We start from the raw sequence: 20,162 nt of genomic DNA, 5'->3' as shown, positions 1-20,162 counted from the left end.
TCTTCTCCTTAATCAGCGATGCACATCGCGAGCGCCATATATCGATTCGGCCAGTTCCAGGAAGTCGCTTTCCCTTTGCTGTTGATATGAGTTCCTCCGCCGAAAACGGAAATTTGCCAAGCGCCCCAAGCATTGGAACCGTTTCCTAATTCGCTTCCCGTGTAACCGTTCAAAGCGATCGAAGCGCTGACTGCATTCGTAGAGGTCCAATATCTTTGGTAATCGTTCTTAATAAACCCGGGGAAGCTCGTATTCTGGATCGTTTCGTTTCCGATAGATCCTTCATAGGTGAGAATGCTCATCTGTTCGCTGAGAGTCGGAAGTCTCCACGTTTTCACTCCAGCAAATCCGGCCCCGGAGTTTGCAAGATTGAGTTGCAAACAGTATTCTAGAGAATCCCCCCAATTCAGATCCAAAACCCCCGATCCGGTGTTTCTCGCGATGAGAGCGGCGTTATAAGGATCCACTGCGTCTTGAACGCAGGTTCCGCCGGACCAAACATAAGTCGGAGGACAGGTCTTCCAGATCACATTGTTAACCGTATCTCTTGTGATTCGATCGTTCGGATATCCAGGGTTTGTCGTTGGAACTCCAAGACCGTAGGGCATAACACTGAGTTCCGAGTCCTGACCGGAACCTGCGCAAGCAATTGCGTTTCCGGTAGAATCGTAACAGTTTGTTTGAGCCGTATCCGTAACAAGAGTGACTTTTGTTTCGGTTAACGATTTATAGTTGAGCTTGAACACTCCACCTACAATTGCAACGGGCGTTGTGCCTACGGCGTTTCCTGCTTTATCCTTAAACCCTGTAGCGGTGAATTGCAGGTAAAACGTATGTAATTCCGGTAATTTACTATTTAAAGCTAAGGAATAGGTTCTGGCATCCGTCCAAGTTCCGGCCATCGTAGGCCAAGCGATTTGAGGATTTCCGCTCACTCCGCTGTCGTGATGCTCAGGAAGCGGTTTAAGACTTTGATCCATATCTTCGTTGAACGTAAAAACAAATGTGTTCTGATCAACGCTTAAAGAAGTGGAGTTATTTGCAGGCGTGGCAGAAGTAAGAGTCGGCGCCGTATTGTCGATATTGATCGCGGTCGAGTTAGATCCTACGTTGCTTCCTGCGGTAGTAAGACAGATTCGAATCGTGTTCGCACCGACTGCGAGAGGGGCGGCACCGCTGATCGTTGTGGTGATTTCCGTGTTCGCCGCCGCAGAACCCGTGAGGGATAAAGAAGTTCCGTTTGTGCCGGCACTGCAATTCGTTCCACCCACTCGGATATCGTAGTTTCCTGCAAGATCCGATTGCCATTTGACAACGCTGGAATCGACGCTTCTCATATCGGCTTTGGAAACGGAATTGATCGTGATCGTAGGGTTTCCTACCGCAACGACGTATTGACTTGTGCTGACCGCACTCGCGTTACCGGCCTTATCCACAGCGATCACTTTCACGTCGGTCGTGGCGTTGTTTGCTACGGCAAACGCGGAGGAATATCCTGTGGATCCGGATGCAACCGTTCCATCTGCGGCTATGCCGGGATTGGTCCCGTCGTTTCGGTAAGCGATTCCAAGACAACCGGATCCACCCGTATCGGTGCAAGAAAGAGTAATATTCGGAACAGATGAACCGTAGGTTCCTCCTGCAGGGGAGAATCCGATTGATGGCGCTACGTCGTCACGAATTCCGGTGATGCTAACGGTATCCCAAGCGAGAGTTCCATCGGGACTTTTGAGACAAAGTTTGATTCCGTTACTTCCAGCGCTTAAATCGGATGCGTTGATTCGATCGGTGTTGGAGGTGGATGCGGTTACGTTTCCGCTGGTATGAACGCTTCCATCGCTGCAATTGGTTGCCCCTTTGCGGAGCTCATAGAATGCTCCAAGACTGGAGGACCAAGAAATATCGTAATACTGAATCGCTCCCGCATTGTTACTCACATAGAAAGTGGTCGCGGAACTGTAAGTAATATTTCCCTGAGGGGCAACCGGAGTTGTAAGGATCGGACTATCTTGAATTCCGCCGCCAGGATTTGAAATGCTGGAACCTGGAAGAAAGAAAAAATTGAACCCTTTTTTCCCTTCACCTACCAAACAATTGGAGAAAGCGATGCCCCAGCAAAGGAAAAGAATGTATAATAAGCAAATTTCTTTTTTTAATTTCGCATGTTGTTTTTTGATTCCCTGACCCATAAAAGACTCCCACAACATTTTAATCCGAAGAATTTGAATTCACTTGGGAGTAATTTACTTCTTTTTTTTAAAGAATACGTCATCGCATATAAGTAAGGAATTCTTTGATTATAATTTAGAGCTTAGCGCAAAATTCAATGCAAGAGCCATCAACTTTGTCTGTAATGTTCATGAAAATTCTGTTTGTTGTTATAAAAAATATGGGAAAAGTATGTTCCTTACGTTCCAAAAAGTTGTTTGGAATGGTTTAAATAGAACCTGCGTTATGAAAAGATTGACTAACGTGCCTGAAAAAAATATTTTCAAAAGAAAACGATTGTTCATTTTTTTGACTTAATTTTTCCATCACAACGAACCCAACTTTCCTATAATTCAGGAGTTCGAAATTCTTTATCAAAATGCCGATTAGAAGCATTTTAATCTGTTCATTTATTATTTTGAATTCCAAACAAAAAATTCAAAACTGCCTAGTTCATAAATTTTTTTCAGGAAATTACGAATTATAATTCTAAAAAAATAAAAAATGAGCAAAAGCTCGGAAACCTTTTGTTGAGTAATCAAGAAAGCTAAAATTGTCTGCAATGGGAGAGACAAAGAGAAATTCCTCTTCCATCGAAAGCGAAAGCTTTCTTGCCGAAATAAAAAGTTGATCTGGGAAAAATACAAACAAAACGACAAAAGGATTCGGATGTGGAAGAGGTTAAATATTATTCATTAGCGGCAATGTTATACTTTATGATTGCCGCATTCGGAGTTTTCAAAAGGGATCGGCAAAAGAATTTCAGCGCCCCTGCGTTGTTTTTTCTGATGGCCTGCGTTTTTTGGTCGTTTACGGCCACGATGTTTATTACGGAAAACACACTCGCAAAAAAATTAGCCCAGTATTTTTACGCTTACTTTTCGGTAACCGTCGCGTTCTTTTTTATGAACCTCGCTTCAAATGTAAAGAGCGGTAGCTTTCAGTGTATCGACTCTTTTAGCGCGTTCCGAAAATTGCTTCTTAGAAGTTTTGCAGCGACTGCGGCAATCGTGGTGGTTTGGGATCTGCTCGATGAATTCAAAATTCCGAATCTTTCGGAAATGGTTTCATTGGGAACCTTCCTGTTTTTTGTTTACCTTCTTTTTCAGATTCTGATTCCTTTGCGTTCCGCTAAAAACAAGGCGAATCTGGTGAGAATTCTTCCTTCCGTTTGCGTGTTGCTGATCATTAAATTAACCGAAGTGTTCCGGTATTTTGAAGGAGCGAAAATTATCGAGCCGATCAACACGATCAATTATTATTTTCTAATTCTTTCACCGATTATTCTGAGCGAATTTATTCCGATTATTTCCGATTTGCAGAGAACCCAGAACGAATTCCTACTCAGCGATTCGGAAAACGAAGAAACGGATAAGAATCTTACGAATCGAGATTCCAGCCAGGAGAAACGATCGCTTTTGGAAGATCTTAACATCGAAAAGGTGGAGAGTAAGCTGACCGAATTGATGCAAAAAGAGAAAATCCACCTGGATGAGGAACTGCGACTTCCTTCTTTGGCTTCGGAAATGGGACTTTCGGTACATCACCTTTCCGCTTTTTTAAACGAACACATGGGAATGAATTTTAATTCTTTTATCAATCACCATCGTGTAAAAGAAGCAAAGGTTATGCTGTTGGAAGAACCGGATCGTTCGATTCTTTCAATCGGAATGGCTGTCGGTTTTAGTTCTTCTTCCGCCTTTCATCGGGCCTTTTTGAAAGAGACGAAAAAATCTCCGAAAGCGTTCCGGGAAGAAAATCTTACGAACTACAAAAGTAAAGAAGACGAGATGGAAGACTTCGATTCTCGGTATTCCCACACGATTTAAACCCATCCAAAAATCCCTGTTTTGCGTATGGGCGCGGCAGGGATTTTTTATATCTTGGGGAGAGTTGGGAGTTTTGAAATTGCGGATTTTGTAGGAGCTACTACTTGAAACGTTTCGACAAGAGAATCATCCACAAAAAACCTTGCAAAAAGAAAGAATTTAGTTTGATTTTGAAATAAAAAGAATGAAATCCCAATAAAAAGGAATCAAAAAATTTCTGAATCAATTGTCTCTTGGGTAGACGACCCAATGAGCCCGATTCGCTGACGATATGAAGCCAATTGCTTTTTATAAATATACTGCAATCTTACTGATCATTCTTTTTTTTGCAGCTTGTGCCGAAGCCAGCCGTTTTACGTTAGATGGTCAGAGCGGGGCGTTGATCAGCATTGTGGAAGACGCTTCCGAATCTGCGTCTCTGGGTGGCAACTCCTCAGGTTTTCGAATCGGCGGAACCGTACAAGGACTCAAATCCGGAACGGTACAACTCAAGTTAAACGATGAAATTCTTCCTGTTTCGGCAAACGGAACCTTTCAGTTCAATTCTTCCGTTGCGCAAAATAAGAATTATCAAATCAGCGTGGCAAGCGCCGCCGCAAACCATTCGTGTAAGGTCTATTCCGATACGACCGAAAATCCTTCCGGGACGGCGACCGCAAACGTTTCCAACCTAATCGTTTATTGCACTACGATTTTGATCAACGGTAAGGTTGCCGGAGATACGATTGAAATCAAAGAAGACGGCACCGCGTTGAACGTGCAGATTTCTTTGAGTGGACCTTGGGGGCCGAACGATCCGGTTACGCATATCGGTCTTTCGACGAACGCGACGATCGATCATTTCAGTCCGGGACCGGAAAACTTCGATACGAATTTTGCCAACCCGGATACGGTTTCCGTGACCGCTTCCGATTTGACCCCGACAAATGCGAGCGACTTCGGAGACAAAGTTCATACGTTAGCCGTAACGGCGACTCCGATCGGACTTTCTTTGAGTTTTACGGTGAAGATTTTGGACAACGATCGAAGAGTTCGCGAAGTAGTCCGAATCAGCGGCGGAAATATGCAGTATGGCGGAAGCGCATTCGGGGTGGATGGCGCGGATTCATCTTGTTCTGCCAATGCGGGATTTGCTTCAAAAGCGTTGCTTGGTGTTGCATCTCGTGTTCCGGGAAGCGCGGGTTGGCCGATCAAGCCGAACACCCGCTATTACAATTATGATACTTTAAACGCGATCGCTACTTCCGATGGGAGCGGTTTAATCCCTTATGCAACGATCTATGGAAGCACCGCCAATCCTGCTAATAATTTCTGGTCCGGATTTCTTACGAACTGGGCCGTAGATGCGCAAAATTGCGGAGATTGGACGAATAACGCAACCGGAACTGGTTTATCCGGCGACGGTACTACGGGATATTCGTGTACAACCGCGCCGCGGCTGATTCTTTGTATCGAGCAATGATCGAGAAAGACAACATTGCCCGCGCGCTGTGACAATCTTTGAATTCGAGCGACTTCGCTTTACAGTTTTGTTAAAAGAAGTTGTGTCTTGTACACGATCGATCGGGGATTTACCTGTGGTGATGCGATCTGTTTCTTCCTATGATCGCGTATAATCCTTTGGCGACCGTTTGCAGGGCTCTTGTCATCACGCCTTTCAATTTGATCTTCAGAAACAATTCCAAGACGAGTTCACGAAGAGCGAGATCGAAGGGAAGATTGTAATTCTTCCAGTCGATCGTGAAGTGAAACGGATAACTCTGTTCGGGTTTATCGTGAGAATGAGGTCCGAAATGAATCAGAGTTCCTTCCACAGCGGTTTGATCCTCGTTGATATGTTTGAATTCCACGTAGATCTGCACCCTGTTTTTTAAAAACGGAAGAGGAATCACCTGCAGTCCGGCGAGTTCGGACCAAGTGATGTCGCTTAACGATAAGAATCCTCTCGTTTCTCCGCCTAAAACGCCGATCTTTAAGTTCCCTCTTTTGCCGAGCCTGCACGATCCGCTTTTGGTTCTGAATAGAATCTCGAGAGGCGATCCCGAGTCCATATATCCGCCGTCGATCGCGATGTCGTGAAGCTGAATCGAATACGTGGGAGTCAGCGTTTTATCCACGATCGAAATCGATCCGTTTTCTATTTTCATATTTTGGAATACGATTCTTCCGCGCTTGGGCATAAGTCCGATTTTTTTATGCGGACTGATGATGTTCGTATAATCCATGTGAAAATTCTTAAAGAGAGAAGAAGGAATTCTTAGTTTTCCCTTGAAGAGAGAAAGAAAATCGATCTTGAAATTCAAGGACGAAACTCTCGCGTAGACTTGATCCGTTTTTAAGATTCCCGGAAACTCGATCATGCAGTTCTTGGAGATGACGTAAAAGATCGGCAGAAGAACTCCGGAAGAAATCCAGCGAAACTTGAAGTGACGGAAGGAGAAAAAATTAACGAGAAGTTGGAGGATCGGGCCGGAAAACAAAAACTGTAGTCCGGCGTACAGGATGAGAAGATAGAATAACGTTTCCCAAACCCAGTTCATGGAATCGATTCCTCGAATCGGGTTGATTTAAGCTTTGGAAATAAATAATTTCTCAAAAGATGGATTTACTTCTTTTTCTCGAGAATTCTGTTCTCGATATTCTTCTTATCCATAGAAGATATTTCGAGTTCTTTGGCGAGATCGTCCAGGAATTCTCTTTCCTTTTTCGTAAGGCCTCCGTCCATCGACACGATCACGCAAGCGTCTTCGTAAAAGCCCGCTGCCATAATCGGATTGCCTTCGGAAAAATTGCGGATCGTTTTTACGGGAAGAGGATTTTCGAACACGTCCGATAACTCGCTGATGATGGAAGTTTTTTCTCCCTGATGATCGTAGAAGATACAGCCTTCCTCAAAGAGAGCCTTTACCATTTGTCCAACGAGACTTCCTTCCTTTTGATGAAAGATTCCGTCTGCCATACAGGAATAAGACCAAACGCTGACGAGGATCTTCGCGTAGTTCATCTTCAAATGGAATATTTCTTGCTCCGGGTTCATTTCTTCTCTGAACTTTTCATAGAATTCATGCCCCGGCAGAACTTTACTTGCAAGGGATGAAAGATTCTCCATTGGCATCGGGAGTTCCTCCAGGTTTTCAGAAAATTCTATCCGAACCACTGATTTTGCAATGAAAATCTGAAAAGAAAGACGTTGATTTTGACCTAAATTTTAAGAACCTGACTTTTGTGAACTCTTCTTCTATTCCAAAAAAGATATTGGTTACTGCGGCGCTTCCGTATGCGAATGGTCCTATTCATTTAGGACACGTATTGGAAGGAATTCAAACGGACATCTGGGTTCGCTTTCAAAAGGCGAAAGGAAACGAATGTTATTTCTTCTGTGCGGACGACACGCACGGCACTCCGGTAATGTTAGCGGCGCGTAAGGAAGGGATCACTCCGGAACAACTCATCGAGAGAGTTCAACAGGAACATTATAGAGACTTAACTTCTTTCGGAATTCAATACGATAACTATTATTCCACGAATTCGAACGAAAACAAGAGTATCTCTGAAGAAATTTATCTGAAACTCAAAGAGAAAGGACATATTTCGAGAAGAAGCATCGAACAGGCTTACTGTGAAAACGATAAGATGTTTCTTCCAGATCGTTTCATCAAGGGCACTTGTCCGAATTGTAAATCCAAGGATCAATACGGAGATAACTGCGAAGTCTGCGGTGCGACGTACAGTCCGAAAGACTTGATCGATTCTCATTGCGCTTTGTGCGGAACTTCTCCCGTTCGTAAGGATTCGGAGCATATCTTTTTTGAACTCGGAAACTTTCACAGAAAAAAAGCCGAAACTGCAACCGCCGAGGATCAAAAGAAGCGAACCAATGAGTTCTATTTGGAGGATTGGATTCAAGGCGGGACTGTCGAAGGCGTTCAAAAAAAATTGAGCGAATGGCTTGATAGCGAAGACGGTTTGCAGGCCTGGGATATTTCCAGAGACGGTCCGTATTTCGGTTTTGAGATTCCGGGCGAGAAGAACAAATTCTTTTACGTTTGGCTCGACGCTCCGATCGGTTATATGGCTTCTTCCAAAAACTTCTTTGAAGAGAAGTTTCCGAATGAGCCGAATAAGTTCGATTCTTTCTGGAAGAAAGAGAATTCGGAAAACGCTGAAATCGTTCACTTTATCGGAAAGGATATATTATACTTTCATACTCTGTTTTGGCCGGCGATGTTGGAAGGGAGCGGTTACAGAGCGCCTTCCAAGGTTCACGTTCACGGTTTTATCACCGTAAACGGGGAAAAAATGTCGAAGTCGAGAGGAACGTTCATCAACGCGAACACGTACGTAAAACATCTTGATCCGGAACATCTTCGGTTTTATCTCGCAGGCAAGTTGGGTCCGGGAATGGACGACTTGGATCTTTCGTTCGACGATTATACTTCTAAAGTCAACGCGGATCTGGTCGGAAATCTCGTGAACTTGGTTTCGAGAATTTCCACGAGCATTTTGGATCAACTCGATCGCACGCTCGGCGTTCTTACCGAAGACGGAAAAGAATTGTTAAACGAATTGATCCATCAAAAGATCAGGGTCGGAACCGATGAACAAAGCGTTTGCGAAGTCATCAAAGCCGCGTATGAACAAAAGAACTACGCGAGAGTGATGCGGGAAATCACGCGTCTCGGCGATACGGTCAACCGTTATGTGAACGACAACGCTCCTTGGAAACTCATCAAGGAGAATCCCGATAAAGCGAGAGAGGTCGTAACTACGACGTTGAACGCGAGTCGTTTTCTTGCGGCGTATTTGTATCCGATCGTTCCGAATATTTCCGAAAAGATCTATAAACTTCTGAATCTGGAAGGAACTCCGAAGTTCGACGATTTGGATCTTTCCAAAGTATTAGAAAAAACGAAAGTGAATCCGTACGAAATGATCACAAAACGTGTGGATGAAAAGGCAATCAGCGCTATGTTAGAAGAAAATAAACAATCCGTAGAAGCTTCCAAAAAGGCGGAACCCGCAAAAACAACCGAAGGTTCTTCCCAAGAGAAACGACTTGAAATTTCGATCGAAGATCTCGCGAAAGTGGAATTGAGGGTCGGTCAGATCGTGGAAGCCGGACCGGTGGAAGGCGCGGATAAACTCGTGAACGTAAAGGTCGATCTCGGCGAACTCGGAATCAAGAACGTATTCGCTGGAATCAAAGTCGCTTATCAACCGGAGGATCTGAAAGGTCTAAAGGTTGTGGTCGTCGCGAATCTCAAACCGAGAAAGATGAAGTTCGGCGTTTCGGAAGCGATGTTGCTCGCTTCGGGTGAAGGTGAAACGCTGAGTTTGTTTGTGCCTCACAAGGACGCGAAGCCCGGCGACAAACTGAAATAAGAGCGAACGGAATTCGTAACGCATTATGCCCTTACAACTGGATATCGCATACAGCTTTCAAAGGCTTTTGGAAAAAAGCAAGAATGTCGGCGGCCGTCTCGTATCCAGACAACTTACGCATATCGTAGATTCCTTTATTCTTTCCAAGTTCGAAAACTCGGGAGTCGAATTCAAATCCGGGGACGAACTTTGCATCATCGCGATGGGCGGTTACGGAAGAATGGAGATGGCTCCCCATTCCGACATCGATCTTTTGTATCTTCACAACGGAATCAAGGAACAAAGACTGGAATCGGTCATATCCAAGATCAACACGTATCTCTATGATTCCGGAAAGGAAGTGGGGCATTCCTGCAGAACGATCAAGGAATGTTTTCAATATCTGGACGATATGTCCTCGTATCACGCGTTTCTGGACGCGCGCTTCTTAGCGGGTTCGAGGGTTTTATTCGAAAAATTCAAATCCGAATTTCTTGAAAAACTTCCCGTTAAATGGACAAAGCGCTACAATGAGGCGAAGGAGGAGATCCTTTCCTCCCGCTTTCTCAACGAAGAACGCCCGATTTTGTTAAGCGAACCGAATCTCAAAACGGATCTCTGCGGTCTTCGAGATATTCAGTATATGTTCTGGATGGAAAAGTCGGTCCGCAATCTTCCTTCTCTCGGCGGTTTATCGATTCTTCCCGTGTTTCAAAGAGGGGAAATCCAGCTTTTGCAGGAAGCATACGACTTCATTCTCCGCACCCGGATTGCGATGCATAGGATCACGTCCCGTAAAACGGACCGTCTCGATCTCAACCTGCAACAGAACGTCGCGGAATCCCTGGGTTTCGGTAAAAAAGAGGAACTTTCCTCCGTGGAAAAGTTCATGCACGCGCTTTATCGTCATCAAAAGAACATCTACTTTATCATTCGCACATATCTGGATTCCATTATCGAAAAAAGAAAAAGTTCCGAAGGAGAAAGCTTTCCATACGAGGATCTTCACTTCTTTAAGATCGGAGATACGGTTTTTCCTCCCGTGATCGGGACTTTGTTTACGAACCCGCATACGATCTACAGGGACGTTATGCGTTCTTTCCGGATGATTCAGGAAAAGAATCTTCAGATTTCCGGAACGCTGCTGAACGAATTCCGATTCGCATCTAACTTTCTGGACGACGACTTCAAATATTCTTCCGAAGTGAACGAGGAATTTTTGAGAATCCTGAGAACTCCGTCGCAAAGGGGACGCATTCTCAAGTTGATGCACGAATCCGGAGTCTTGGCCGCGATTCTTCCCGAGTTCGGCGCCTGCACGAACTTTCCTTTGTTCAGTTATCATCACGAATACACCGTCGACGAACATACATTATTGATTTTGCATGAACTGGATCTTCTCGACGAGGGAAAGTTTCAGGACGCGGAAGTGCAAAAGGCGTATCAGGAATGTTCCAAGATAGAATTGCTCGCGCTCGCGATTCTTCTGCACGACGCGGGGAAAGTAAAGGAAGGGGATCATTCGGAATACGGGGCCGAACTCGTCGTGTCCGTCGGAGATCGTCTCGGATTAAGCGAAGAAGACACGGAGCTTTGCCGCTTTCTCGTGGAAAAACACACTCTTATGTCCGAGCTGAGTTCCAAGCGGGACATCGGCGATCCGAAACTCCTTTTTGATTTTGCGAGAATCGTGGGAAGCAGAGAAAGATTAAGAAAACTGTATATTCTTACCGTAATCGACACGAAGTCCGTTGGAACCGGAGTTCTTACGAATTGGAAGAGTTCGATCTTGAACACTCTCTATAGGAATACGATTCCGTATCTCGTAAGCGACTCGGCGGATAACTTCGGAGAAACCGGTCCGGTCCGAGACGTTCAACTCGAAGACCTGAAAAATTATCTCGTAACAAAGGAAGGTTTGGACGAATCGATCGCGAAGTCCGTGACTCAATTTGCGAACGAGGTCGTTCCGAACACGTATCTTCACACCGCGTCCAACCGAAAAATATTAAGAAATTTTAAAGCGATCGGAACGCTCGCGCAGGATTCTTCCTTGCGGACGATCTTCGAGACGGAACAAGATCCGGCGTTCGTAACGATCGACGTGGTCACCGTGAATCAGCCTGAGATTCTTTTGGATTTATCCTGCGCGATTTCTTCCGAAGGTTTGAGTCTTTTGGGAATGAAGAGTTATACGATCGGAGAATATTGGATCACTTCGGTTCAGCTGACCGATTCCGCTGGCGGCGGGAACTTATCGCAGGATAAACTCGATCGTGTCGAAGCGAAACTCAAATCGATCGCGTCCGGAAATTTGAAACGGGAAAGCATCGCCTTTCAACGAACGGATTGGAATCCGCGCAAACCCACGCCGGAAAGCATCGTAAATCGTTCGGTGATGTTTTACAACAGCGATCTTCCGGACGTCACGATCATGGAAGTGCGCATGCCGGACGTAGTCGGTTTGGTGTATCGGATTCTTCAGGTAATTCTTCATTCGGATTTAAAGGTGCGTTATCTGAGAGTTTCGACAAGCGCCGATTATGCGTATGATTCTTTTTATCTGCAGACCGGGGACGGTTCCAAACTGGAAGATCCGAATCTTCTTTTTAAACTGAGGGAAAAAATTCTAACCCTTCCTTTGGGCGAACAAATCCTCGAAGAAATTTCGATCTGATTCCGAATTCCTTTTTCTTCTCTTCTAAAATCTTCTTTCTCATTCCTATCGCACCTTGTTCGTTTTGTCGAACAAAGGTTCACGTTAGTTCGCTCGATTCTTTTTTGCTCGCTTGAAAACACGGGTGGACTTATACTTTCCAAAGAATTAGGAGAGAATGATGCAGTATCCTTTAAACCAAGCCGCAAACCCGGCTCTTGCTCCGTTTGATATTTCCGATTACCGCGGTAATCGGGGAAAGAATTTTTACGAAGAAGACAGAGTGTTGCAAACTCTTGTGGAGAAATATTCCAAAGGATATGACGCCGCACATAAAAAGGCGATGATCGAACATCTGATGGGTTACGGTTCCTTGGTGGGAGGAATCTTGGACGAACTCACGGACGCTTCTCATAAGGAAGGAAAATACGGAGAGGTCGTCAAATACGATCGAACCGGAAATAGAATCGACGCGGTCGTTTATTCGAACGAACAAAAACTTTCCAGAAAACTTTCCTATGATTACGGAATCGTAAACTTAAACTATCATTCTTCCTGGAAACATCCTTTTACCGATCTGCATCGTTACTCGCTCGCGTATCTCGCCAATCAAAACGGAGAAGGCGGAGTCACTTGTCCTCTCGCGATGACCGAAGGCATGATCAAGGTTCTCGAAGCGCTCGGAACTCCCGAACAAAAAGAAAAATATCTTCGTCTCGTGGCGGGCGAAGGAAGCGATTCCCACTTTATGGCGGGTCAATACGTGACTGAAAGAGTGGGCGGTTCCAACGTAAGCGCGAACAGAACGATCGCGAGAAAACAGGAAAACGGAAAGTGGATTCTTACAGGAGAAAAATGGTTCTGTTCCAATCCCGGAGATCTTTGGGTCACGACCGCAAGAGTGGAAGACACGAACACGATCGGCATGTTTTTGGTTCCGCGCATCAAAGACGACGGTACGTTAAACGGACATCATATTCTCCGTAAAAAGGACATCATCGGTTCCAGAGGAAAGCTTACCGTCGAAATCATCTACGACGGAGTGGAAGCGGAAGCGCTCGGACGTCCCGCGCACGGAATCGTGAACCTCATGAAATACGTGATCGGAATTTCCAGATTGCACGTATCGCTTGCGGCTTCGGGTATTTCGAGAAGGGCTTGGATGGAAGCCTACGAATACGCGAAGTTCAGAACGGCGTACGGAAGCAAAATATTAGAATTTTCTTCTTTACTAAAACAGTTGAGCGACCAAAGACTCAAGCACACGGCGATGTTGACCTCCGTTTTCCGTCACTTTCACACGCCCGAATCTCTCAAACTCGCGGGGGAAGTGTTGGCTCCTCTTTTGAAATACAAATGTTCCTCGACTTCCACGGAGATCACGTACAACTCGATATTGGTGTTGGGAGGAAACGGAATCGTGGGGGATTTTTCCGCGCTTCCGAGACTGCACAACGATTCCATCATCAACGAAACCTGGGAAGGAACGCATCTTTTGTTAAGCGAACACGTTTTGAGAGCGTTTAAACGGGAAAAGGTGGCAAAGGCGTTTTTTAAATACGTGGAAGAGATCACCGATTCGAACAGCGAAGCCGCTGCAACGATCGGAAAGAAGTCCAAACACTTACAGAATCTTTTGGACGACTCGTCTTCGGAAGAATTGGATTTGAATCGGATTTACATCGCCGATCTCGCGTTCGAGACGTTCGCACTGGCTGCGCTTTCCGACATCTCCGGTAAGAACGCTCCGAACGCACAAAAGGATTTGTCCGTATTCCGAGACGGTTATTTGGATCTCGTGAATACTTCCCGTGAGTTCGCACCTTCCGGAAGTTTTTCGGGAAACAGCGAACGTTTAAAGTCGGTGATTCACTTTTAAGCGGAAGGAAACGATTGATTCTGCGCGATCTTTTCGGCGAGTTCTATTTCGACCGGATGAGAGTAGTAATATCCTTGTCCGAAGTCGCAGTTGAGTTCCTTGAGAAGATCGTGTTGCATTTCGTTTTCCACGCCTTCCACGATGATCGATTTGCCCATCGCCTGCACTAAGTTCACCATCGACGTGATGACCGCGCGTGTGGAAGTCTGAAAGTAATTAAAAAGAAACATCTTGTCGAGTTTGATGTAATCGATCGGAAGATGGATCAATCTTCCCAAGGAAGAATATCCCTTTCCGAAATCGTCGATCGCGAATTTAAAACCGTAATCCTTCAACGAAGCGACAACCTTGCTGATCTGTCTTTCTTTCGCGTCGAAAGAATCCTCCACGATTTCCAGAATGATATGACCCGGTTGAATCTTATAAAAGTCGCTCGCTTCCTTCAGCAAAGGAAAGATATTCTTATCGCTCAATTGTTTCGGAGAAATGTTAAGCGAAAGGGAAACGTTCTTGGATTTTAAGATCGAGTTTTCGTAATAACGAAACGTTTCCCAGATCATCCATTCTCCGATCGTTTTGATAAAACTGGAACTTTCCGCGATGGAAATAAAACTTCCGGGCAACAGCTTTCCTTTTTGAGGATGATTCCAACGAACCAGAGTTTCCATAGAGAAGATTCGATTCTCTTTGAGATCGATGATCGGTTGAAAATGAATTTCCAACTCGTTTCGATTCAGCACCTTTCTCAGATCGATTTCGATTTTGGCCTTTTCGGAAGAACGGCGGATCGCGCCGTGGTCGTAGTAGAACAAGGAATTCGGTCCGATCAGACAGGAACGATGAAGCGCTTCTTTTAAAATTCTCAGACCGTTCATATCGGCTCCGGTATCGGAATCGAAACGAGTATATCCGATGTTTACGTTTAAATGAAATTCCCGGTTTTCGTACGTGAACGGAAAATCGAAGAGCATTCGAAGGCATTCCGCAAACCATTCCGCTTTGACGTCGGAATCGACGATCGGAGAAGAAACCAGAAATTTATCGCTTTCGATTCGAAATAGATGATCGGTCGGATTCAGATATTTTTTCAAACGATCCGTCACCTTGATATAAATATCCTCAAAATAGGAATTGTTTGCATTGGATGCGATCGCGTCCGGATTGCTGACGGAAAGCAGGAAGGAAAAATGTCCGTCGGAAACCGACTCATCTTCCGCGAGAAGATTGCCGAAATGATGCAGATAATATTTTTGATTGGGGAGGTTCGTATTGCGGTCCCAATGTCCGGCCTCGTAATCCTTGCGGGGTTGAACACCGAGTTGCGGCTTAAAACGAATCATGTAAGAATCGTCGAAGTCGTGAACGCTCAGTTGCAGTTGAAAGTTCGTTTCGTTCAGAAAAGAATCTTCCGGTTCTTCCGTTTCCTGCAAGAGATGGGAGATGTTCGTATCGCTTTCTAATTCCTGTTTTTTAGATTTTAGAACGGGTATTATCTTTTCGTAAAGTATTTGGAAATTGGGAAACGACCAAAAATTTTGAAACTTATGATTTGCGTATACTTTCTTCCATTCGCGATCAACAACAACGATTCCTTCCGTAGACTGATCCGAAAAATACAGCAGCGATTTCTGTAAAGACGGAGATAGATTTTGTATTTGCGTTCCCATATTAAAATATTAACGTCAAACCCTAATAATGAAATCCGTACTATAATTCAAAATGTTCGCTATTATAACTCTGCATCGAGAAACATTCTTTGCTTGGATGATTTCGCTGGTAAAAACGAACACAACTTGGAACATTCAACGAGATTGTTTCGAATCTGTAAAAATTGTGATAGAAGCAAACAATCTTTTCTTACGCTCAAACGATGAATTCAAGGAATAAACACTTGGCCTGAAACGAGGTTTCGTCTTTTTGGATTTAGGATTCTTGCTTTCAGTGTTTATATTGAACAAGTTGTAGAATAAATTTTCTAAGTGAAGGGAAACGATTTTGAACATAGAATTCTATAAAGTTCAATACGCTGAAATTCAAAAACTTCTCATCGATCTTGAAAAAAGATTATACGGCGAAATTTCCGAAAGTATCGACGGATTGCTTCACGAACTTGCTAGCTTCTGTGCTCGATTGAAACTTCATATCAATGTGGAAGAAAATCTAATCTATCCGAAAATCAAAGAGAGCGGCGTTGAGAATTCCTTGTCCATCGCTGAGGAATATAAAAAGCGTACGATGGAATTAAAGAGTTCTTTTAAAACATATCATTCCAAATGGTTATTGCCTTCTTCCATTTTAGAAAACGAAGCTCAGTTTCGGGAAGATACTGAAAAACTCATCCTCGCTTTGAGAGAGAGAATTCGAAAGGAAGAAAACGAGATCTACATTCTCTTTTAAAAAAGCCTAACGTTTCTCCATCCAAGAAACACAATCCTGCAACATTCTCCGCATCGTATCGTATCCCTTGTTTACGGGATAACCGTGACCGGGCAAAACCCATTCGAAAGAAGGTTCCAACAACCGTTTCATCGATTTCGTTTGTTCCGGCCAGGAATACCAACAAACGCTTCGAAACGCGATCAATCGATCACGATTCGGATCGTATGCAAGATGATCTCCGGTAAATAAAAATCGATCCTCTAAAAGAAGAACCGCGTGCCCTTTCGTATGCCCCGGTGTCGGAATGATCTTTACGTCCTCCGCCAACGTATAAACCGAATTTCCAGAAAGAAAAATTTCAGCGTTCGGAACGGCGCTTCTCTCGTCTTCGTGAATGATCCGTTCGCATCCGAACCGTTCGTGAAATTTTTGATGATCGGCGACGTCGTCGCGATGGGTCAGAAAGTGATAACGGATACCGCCGAGACTTTCGATCTTATCGGCGAGCGAAGGAACGAATCGCGGGGAATCCACGAGTATGTTTCCGTCCTCTCGAACGATCAGATACGAAAACGCCCCATAAGAATCCTTGGAATGATAACCGCAATGATATACGTTCTTTTCTATCAGCGATGGGAAGCTTTCTTTCGCTTCTTTTAGGTCGGTTCTGTCTTCGGTTCCGATCGATGTCGTAGGACAGGCGATCAAGGCCCGTAGGGCCGCATTCTTTTCGAGGTCCGTTTCGGGTTGTTGCCGAACATACGAAGCCCCGTTTTTTTCGGAGAACGTGGAAGGCGCGAGAATCCTGCAGGTTTCGCAGTCGATGCAGGTCGAATCCACGTAGAAGTTCCCCGGGGAGTTTTCAAGGCGCTTTTTTTGCAGAGTTGCCATGTGTTAGTTAGACCTTAGTTTCGAGAAACACCGCATTCGTCCCGGGAAGCTTTGCTCTGTTCCGATCCGTGTCGTTTGAAATTCGTATCGTAGCCGCGAAATAAATTTCCAACATCCTTCATTCCCCCGGTTGTAAAGACTTTCTTTTTCCGTCCTATTTGGTATATTTTCCGGTCTTACCGGACGCTTTACATGTAAAAATTCGGCCGGTTGATTCTCTCGCAACGCTTTTCGAGTTGGAAAAACGTCCACACAAAGTCCGAAGATTCGTTCACCGGACCATTCCTAAAAGAAAACATCTGTGCATTCGCCTTCGGAATCCCAGAAGAAACGTTTTATCGGGTTCGGGTTTTGTAATCAAAATGAAACAATTCTCTCATCTGATTGTAACGTGAATGAAATATAGATTTCAATGAAATTACAAAAAGGTTCAAACAGAGAAGGGGACGGATCGTAATCCGGCATCTTGAAATGGAAAAGATAAAGAAACGTAATATAAGGGTTAGAAAGTTACAAATCAGTTTTCAAATAATCGGCTTGGTTTTGTTAACCGAGGTCGGCTTATTCGCCCAGGATAAGCCCGCGGGAGATAAACCGTCCGAAAAACCGAAGAAGGAATTTTACGAAGATAACGATACCGGTCTGATTTACACAAAGCCGGGTCCAAACCGAACTAAGATCGATTCCTTGAGCAAAGACGGGGCTTATCCGGAACGCAAGGATATGCAGCTTCCCAACCATTACAAACACAGACCGGAAAACATCAACGAAGAGAAACTCGTGATCGCGGCAAGAACCCAGTTCCGCGCGGTGAGCGGGGATCGCCAATCTCCCTTTTCCGGGAACGAGGACTTTCATACGGCGGATGCGAACTTTCGAAGACTCCGCCTCGGATTCTTTTATCAAGGTGCAAAGTGGTGGGGTTTTGCTACCCAGCTTCGTTTGGAGAACGCGATTAACAGTCAGTTCTTAAGAGTTACGAAGGATAAAACGACGGGAGACGTTCAAGACGTAACTTTGAACGACGCGAGAGGTTTGATTCACGAAGCGGTTGTTTGGTTGAACATTCCGTTTATGCATTCCCGATTTACGATCGGTCAAATTAACGTTCCGTTCAACCGGGAATACATCCAAAGTTCCGCGAACTTCGTTTCCTTGGAACGATCGATCGTAACCAATATGCTTCCTCAGTTCGACACGGGCGCGATGATCGCGGTTCACCCTCTCAGCCTCGTCGATAAAAAATACACGAGATATTTATCTCTGCACGGCTTTATCGGAAACGGTCACGGCGGTGGTGGGGACTACGGCTACGGTAGAAGACAAGACAACACTGCGACTCGTCAGAACCTTCCTCAATTACTCGCTCCGATTTATTACGGAAGAATTCAATACAACGCTTTCGGCGGTTTGGTGAAGAAGGACAACGATATCGGTTGGGTGGAAGGAGACGAGATCTTTCAGAACGATGCGAAGTTGTCTTTCGGAGCGGCCGTCGCTCAAACGACTCAGCTCAAAACGGCCCAGCCCGTTCCTATTGAATATCAGTTTAAAGATATTAACCCTACGACGGCTCTTGCGATTCAGCAGACTACGCCTACCGGAGGTACGGATCCGACGGGGCTTCGTTCGGATTATCTAGCCGCCCGAAATATCACGACTCCGGGACGCCCGAATTTCGGAATTGTCGGTCATACTTACGATATGACGTTTACATGGAAGGGTTTTTACTTGAACGGAGCTTGGAGCAAATTTTCCGGCTCGGCCGCAAATCAAGTGATGGGATATCACGGTATGATCGGTTACAACTTCCATCTTTACGATTCCAAATACATCATGCCCGTTCTCAAAGCGGAGTTTATGAAAGGGGATTGGAATCAGAATCAGATGTTCGAACCCGGCGAGGCGTATTACATCTACTGGGCCGGAATCAACTTGATGGGAGATTATCATCTCTTCAAGGTTCAACTCTTTTATCAGGTAATTCATACGAACGTAGCGAAGAATTATTTTTGGAACACTCCGGACAATCGGGACGCGAGAAACGTCTATCTTCAGTTCCAAGCGAACTTTTGGACGGGAACTACTTCTCCCGAAAATATTTCCGGCGGTGCGATTTACAGACAGGATTATTGATCCGAGCCGGACAAAGGGACGGATCATCCGATCGACGCGATGTCCGTTCCGGTTCGTTTCCGTTTAAGAAACCCGGCGAACAAATCGAACTCGGCAAATTCAGCGAAACGCTTTCATTGAAAGCGTTTCAAGTTACGAGAAGGGATCGGTCGTAGAGTTTCAAAAGGGAGCCGATCTCCACGTCCCCCCCTAATGTGCAAAAAAATGAATATGCCTGATTGATGGTAAACCCTTCGATCAGGTATCGGAAGATCAGAAAGATCTCCTCTTTTTCAAAATCCTTTCGAATATAACCGAGCTTTTGGGCGCGCTTGATGTTGCTCAGATGATATCGCTGATACAATCGATTGTAGTAATTGATCTTCTTCTGTAGTTTTTCGTTGGTGAGAATTTCGTTCGTGAGGAATTGATAACAAACGCGGTTGAGTTCCTTTTTGGAATGGATCTCTAACAGAATCGGTTTGAGGTATTCTTCCCGGATTGCGACAGAACTCGTGCATTTCTGAAACAAGGATTGCGTGATTTCCAGATCTTTTCGAGCAGCGTAGTCGATCAGAATGTAAATCAGATCGTCCTTGCTTTTGAAGTGTTCGTAAAATGTCCCTTTGGCGAATCCCGCTTGAGCGGTGATATCTTCGACCCTCGCTTCGTGAAATCCCTTACTTCCGAAAATCATCAAGGTCGCTTCCAAAAGTTTGTCCCTGGTTTCGACGGACTTTTTCGATTCTTTTTTTGCGGAAGTGGGATAATACGCTCCGAATCCGGGAAAGTTTTCCTTTTTCCCGGATTCGTTTTTGAGTTCTTCTTTTGTATCGGAAGTCAA

Annotated in this window: 13 protein-coding genes; 7 read left to right on the top strand and 6 right to left on the bottom strand. The window is 44.8% G+C overall.

Annotated features, from left to right (window positions below):
* Positions 1-8 precede the first annotated feature (8 nt).
* Positions 9-2,207: an Lcl domain-containing protein gene (locus DLM76_RS03180; RefSeq protein ID WP_118964328.1), complete on the bottom strand. Its 2,199-nt coding sequence runs from the start codon at positions 2,205-2,207 to the stop codon at positions 9-11.
* 672 nt (positions 2,208-2,879) lie between these two features.
* On the opposite strand from DLM76_RS03180, the gene DLM76_RS03170 reads away from it, so the two are divergent.
* Together DLM76_RS03170 and DLM76_RS03165 are read left to right on the top strand one after the other, a co-directional pair.
* Entirely contained in the window at positions 2,880-4,037 is a 1,158-nt protein-coding gene (locus DLM76_RS03170) for a helix-turn-helix domain-containing protein (protein WP_118964326.1), read from the top strand.
* Between the two features lie 271 nt (positions 4,038-4,308).
* A complete protein-coding gene (locus tag DLM76_RS03165) occupies positions 4,309-5,499 on the top strand; it encodes a DUF1554 domain-containing protein (RefSeq protein ID WP_118964325.1) in 1,191 nt (396 codons plus the stop codon).
* Positions 5,500-5,608: 109 nt separating this feature from the next.
* On the opposite strand, the gene DLM76_RS03160 is transcribed toward DLM76_RS03165, so the two are convergent.
* A complete protein-coding gene (locus DLM76_RS03160) occupies positions 5,609-6,577 on the bottom strand; it encodes a hypothetical protein (RefSeq protein ID WP_118964324.1) in 969 nt (322 codons plus the stop codon).
* Between the two features lie 65 nt (positions 6,578-6,642).
* Entirely contained in the window at positions 6,643-7,146 is a 504-nt protein-coding gene (locus tag DLM76_RS03155) for a tellurite resistance TerB family protein (protein WP_429946397.1), read from the bottom strand.
* Positions 7,147-7,262: 116 nt separating this feature from the next.
* On the opposite strand from DLM76_RS03155, the gene metG reads away from it, so the two are divergent.
* From metG to DLM76_RS03140, 3 genes are all read left to right on the top strand, one after another.
* Positions 7,263-9,419: a methionine--tRNA ligase gene (gene metG / locus DLM76_RS03150; protein ID WP_118964322.1), complete on the top strand. Its 2,157-nt coding sequence runs from the start codon at positions 7,263-7,265 to the stop codon at positions 9,417-9,419.
* A gap of 25 nt (positions 9,420-9,444) precedes the next feature.
* Positions 9,445-12,075: a [protein-PII] uridylyltransferase family protein gene (locus tag DLM76_RS03145; protein ID WP_118964321.1), complete on the top strand. Its 2,631-nt coding sequence runs from the start codon at positions 9,445-9,447 to the stop codon at positions 12,073-12,075.
* 160 nt (positions 12,076-12,235) lie between these two features.
* The gene (locus DLM76_RS03140) at positions 12,236-13,933 is read left to right on the top strand and encodes an acyl-CoA dehydrogenase family protein (protein WP_118955004.1); all 1,698 of its coding nucleotides are present in this window, start codon (positions 12,236-12,238) and stop codon (positions 13,931-13,933) included.
* Here the strand turns inward: DLM76_RS03140 and DLM76_RS03135 are convergent.
* Positions 13,930-15,600 carry a GGDEF domain-containing phosphodiesterase gene (locus tag DLM76_RS03135; RefSeq protein WP_118964320.1) on the bottom strand — a complete coding sequence of 557 codons (1,671 nt, stop codon included), beginning with the start codon at positions 15,598-15,600 and terminating at the stop codon, positions 13,930-13,932. The genes DLM76_RS03140 and DLM76_RS03135 overlap by 4 nt on opposite strands.
* Before the next feature lie 328 nt (positions 15,601-15,928).
* On the opposite strand from DLM76_RS03135, the gene DLM76_RS03130 reads away from it, so the two are divergent.
* Entirely contained in the window at positions 15,929-16,330 is a 402-nt protein-coding gene (locus DLM76_RS03130; protein ID WP_118955006.1) for a hemerythrin domain-containing protein, read from the top strand.
* Positions 16,331-16,336: 6 nt separating this feature from the next.
* Here DLM76_RS03130 and DLM76_RS03125 read toward each other — a convergent pair whose 3' ends face one another.
* On the bottom strand, positions 16,337-17,203 hold the full coding sequence (locus tag DLM76_RS03125; protein WP_118964319.1) for an MBL fold metallo-hydrolase: 867 nt from the start codon (positions 17,201-17,203) through the stop codon (positions 16,337-16,339).
* Between the two features lie 471 nt (positions 17,204-17,674).
* On the opposite strand from DLM76_RS03125, the gene DLM76_RS03115 reads away from it, so the two are divergent.
* Positions 17,675-19,339 carry a porin gene (locus tag DLM76_RS03115; RefSeq protein WP_118964317.1) on the top strand — a complete coding sequence of 555 codons (1,665 nt, stop codon included), beginning with the start codon at positions 17,675-17,677 and terminating at the stop codon, positions 19,337-19,339.
* 127 nt (positions 19,340-19,466) lie between these two features.
* On the opposite strand, the gene DLM76_RS03110 is transcribed toward DLM76_RS03115, so the two are convergent.
* Positions 19,467-20,162 (bottom strand): TetR/AcrR family transcriptional regulator, encoded by a 696-nt coding sequence (locus tag DLM76_RS03110; RefSeq protein ID WP_118955010.1) that lies wholly within the window; start codon positions 20,160-20,162, stop codon positions 19,467-19,469.

This window comes from Leptospira yasudae (assembly GCF_003545925.1).
Taxonomy (GTDB): domain Bacteria; phylum Spirochaetota; class Leptospiria; order Leptospirales; family Leptospiraceae; genus Leptospira; species Leptospira yasudae.
This window is presented reverse-complemented; position numbering and strand designations above follow the sequence as displayed.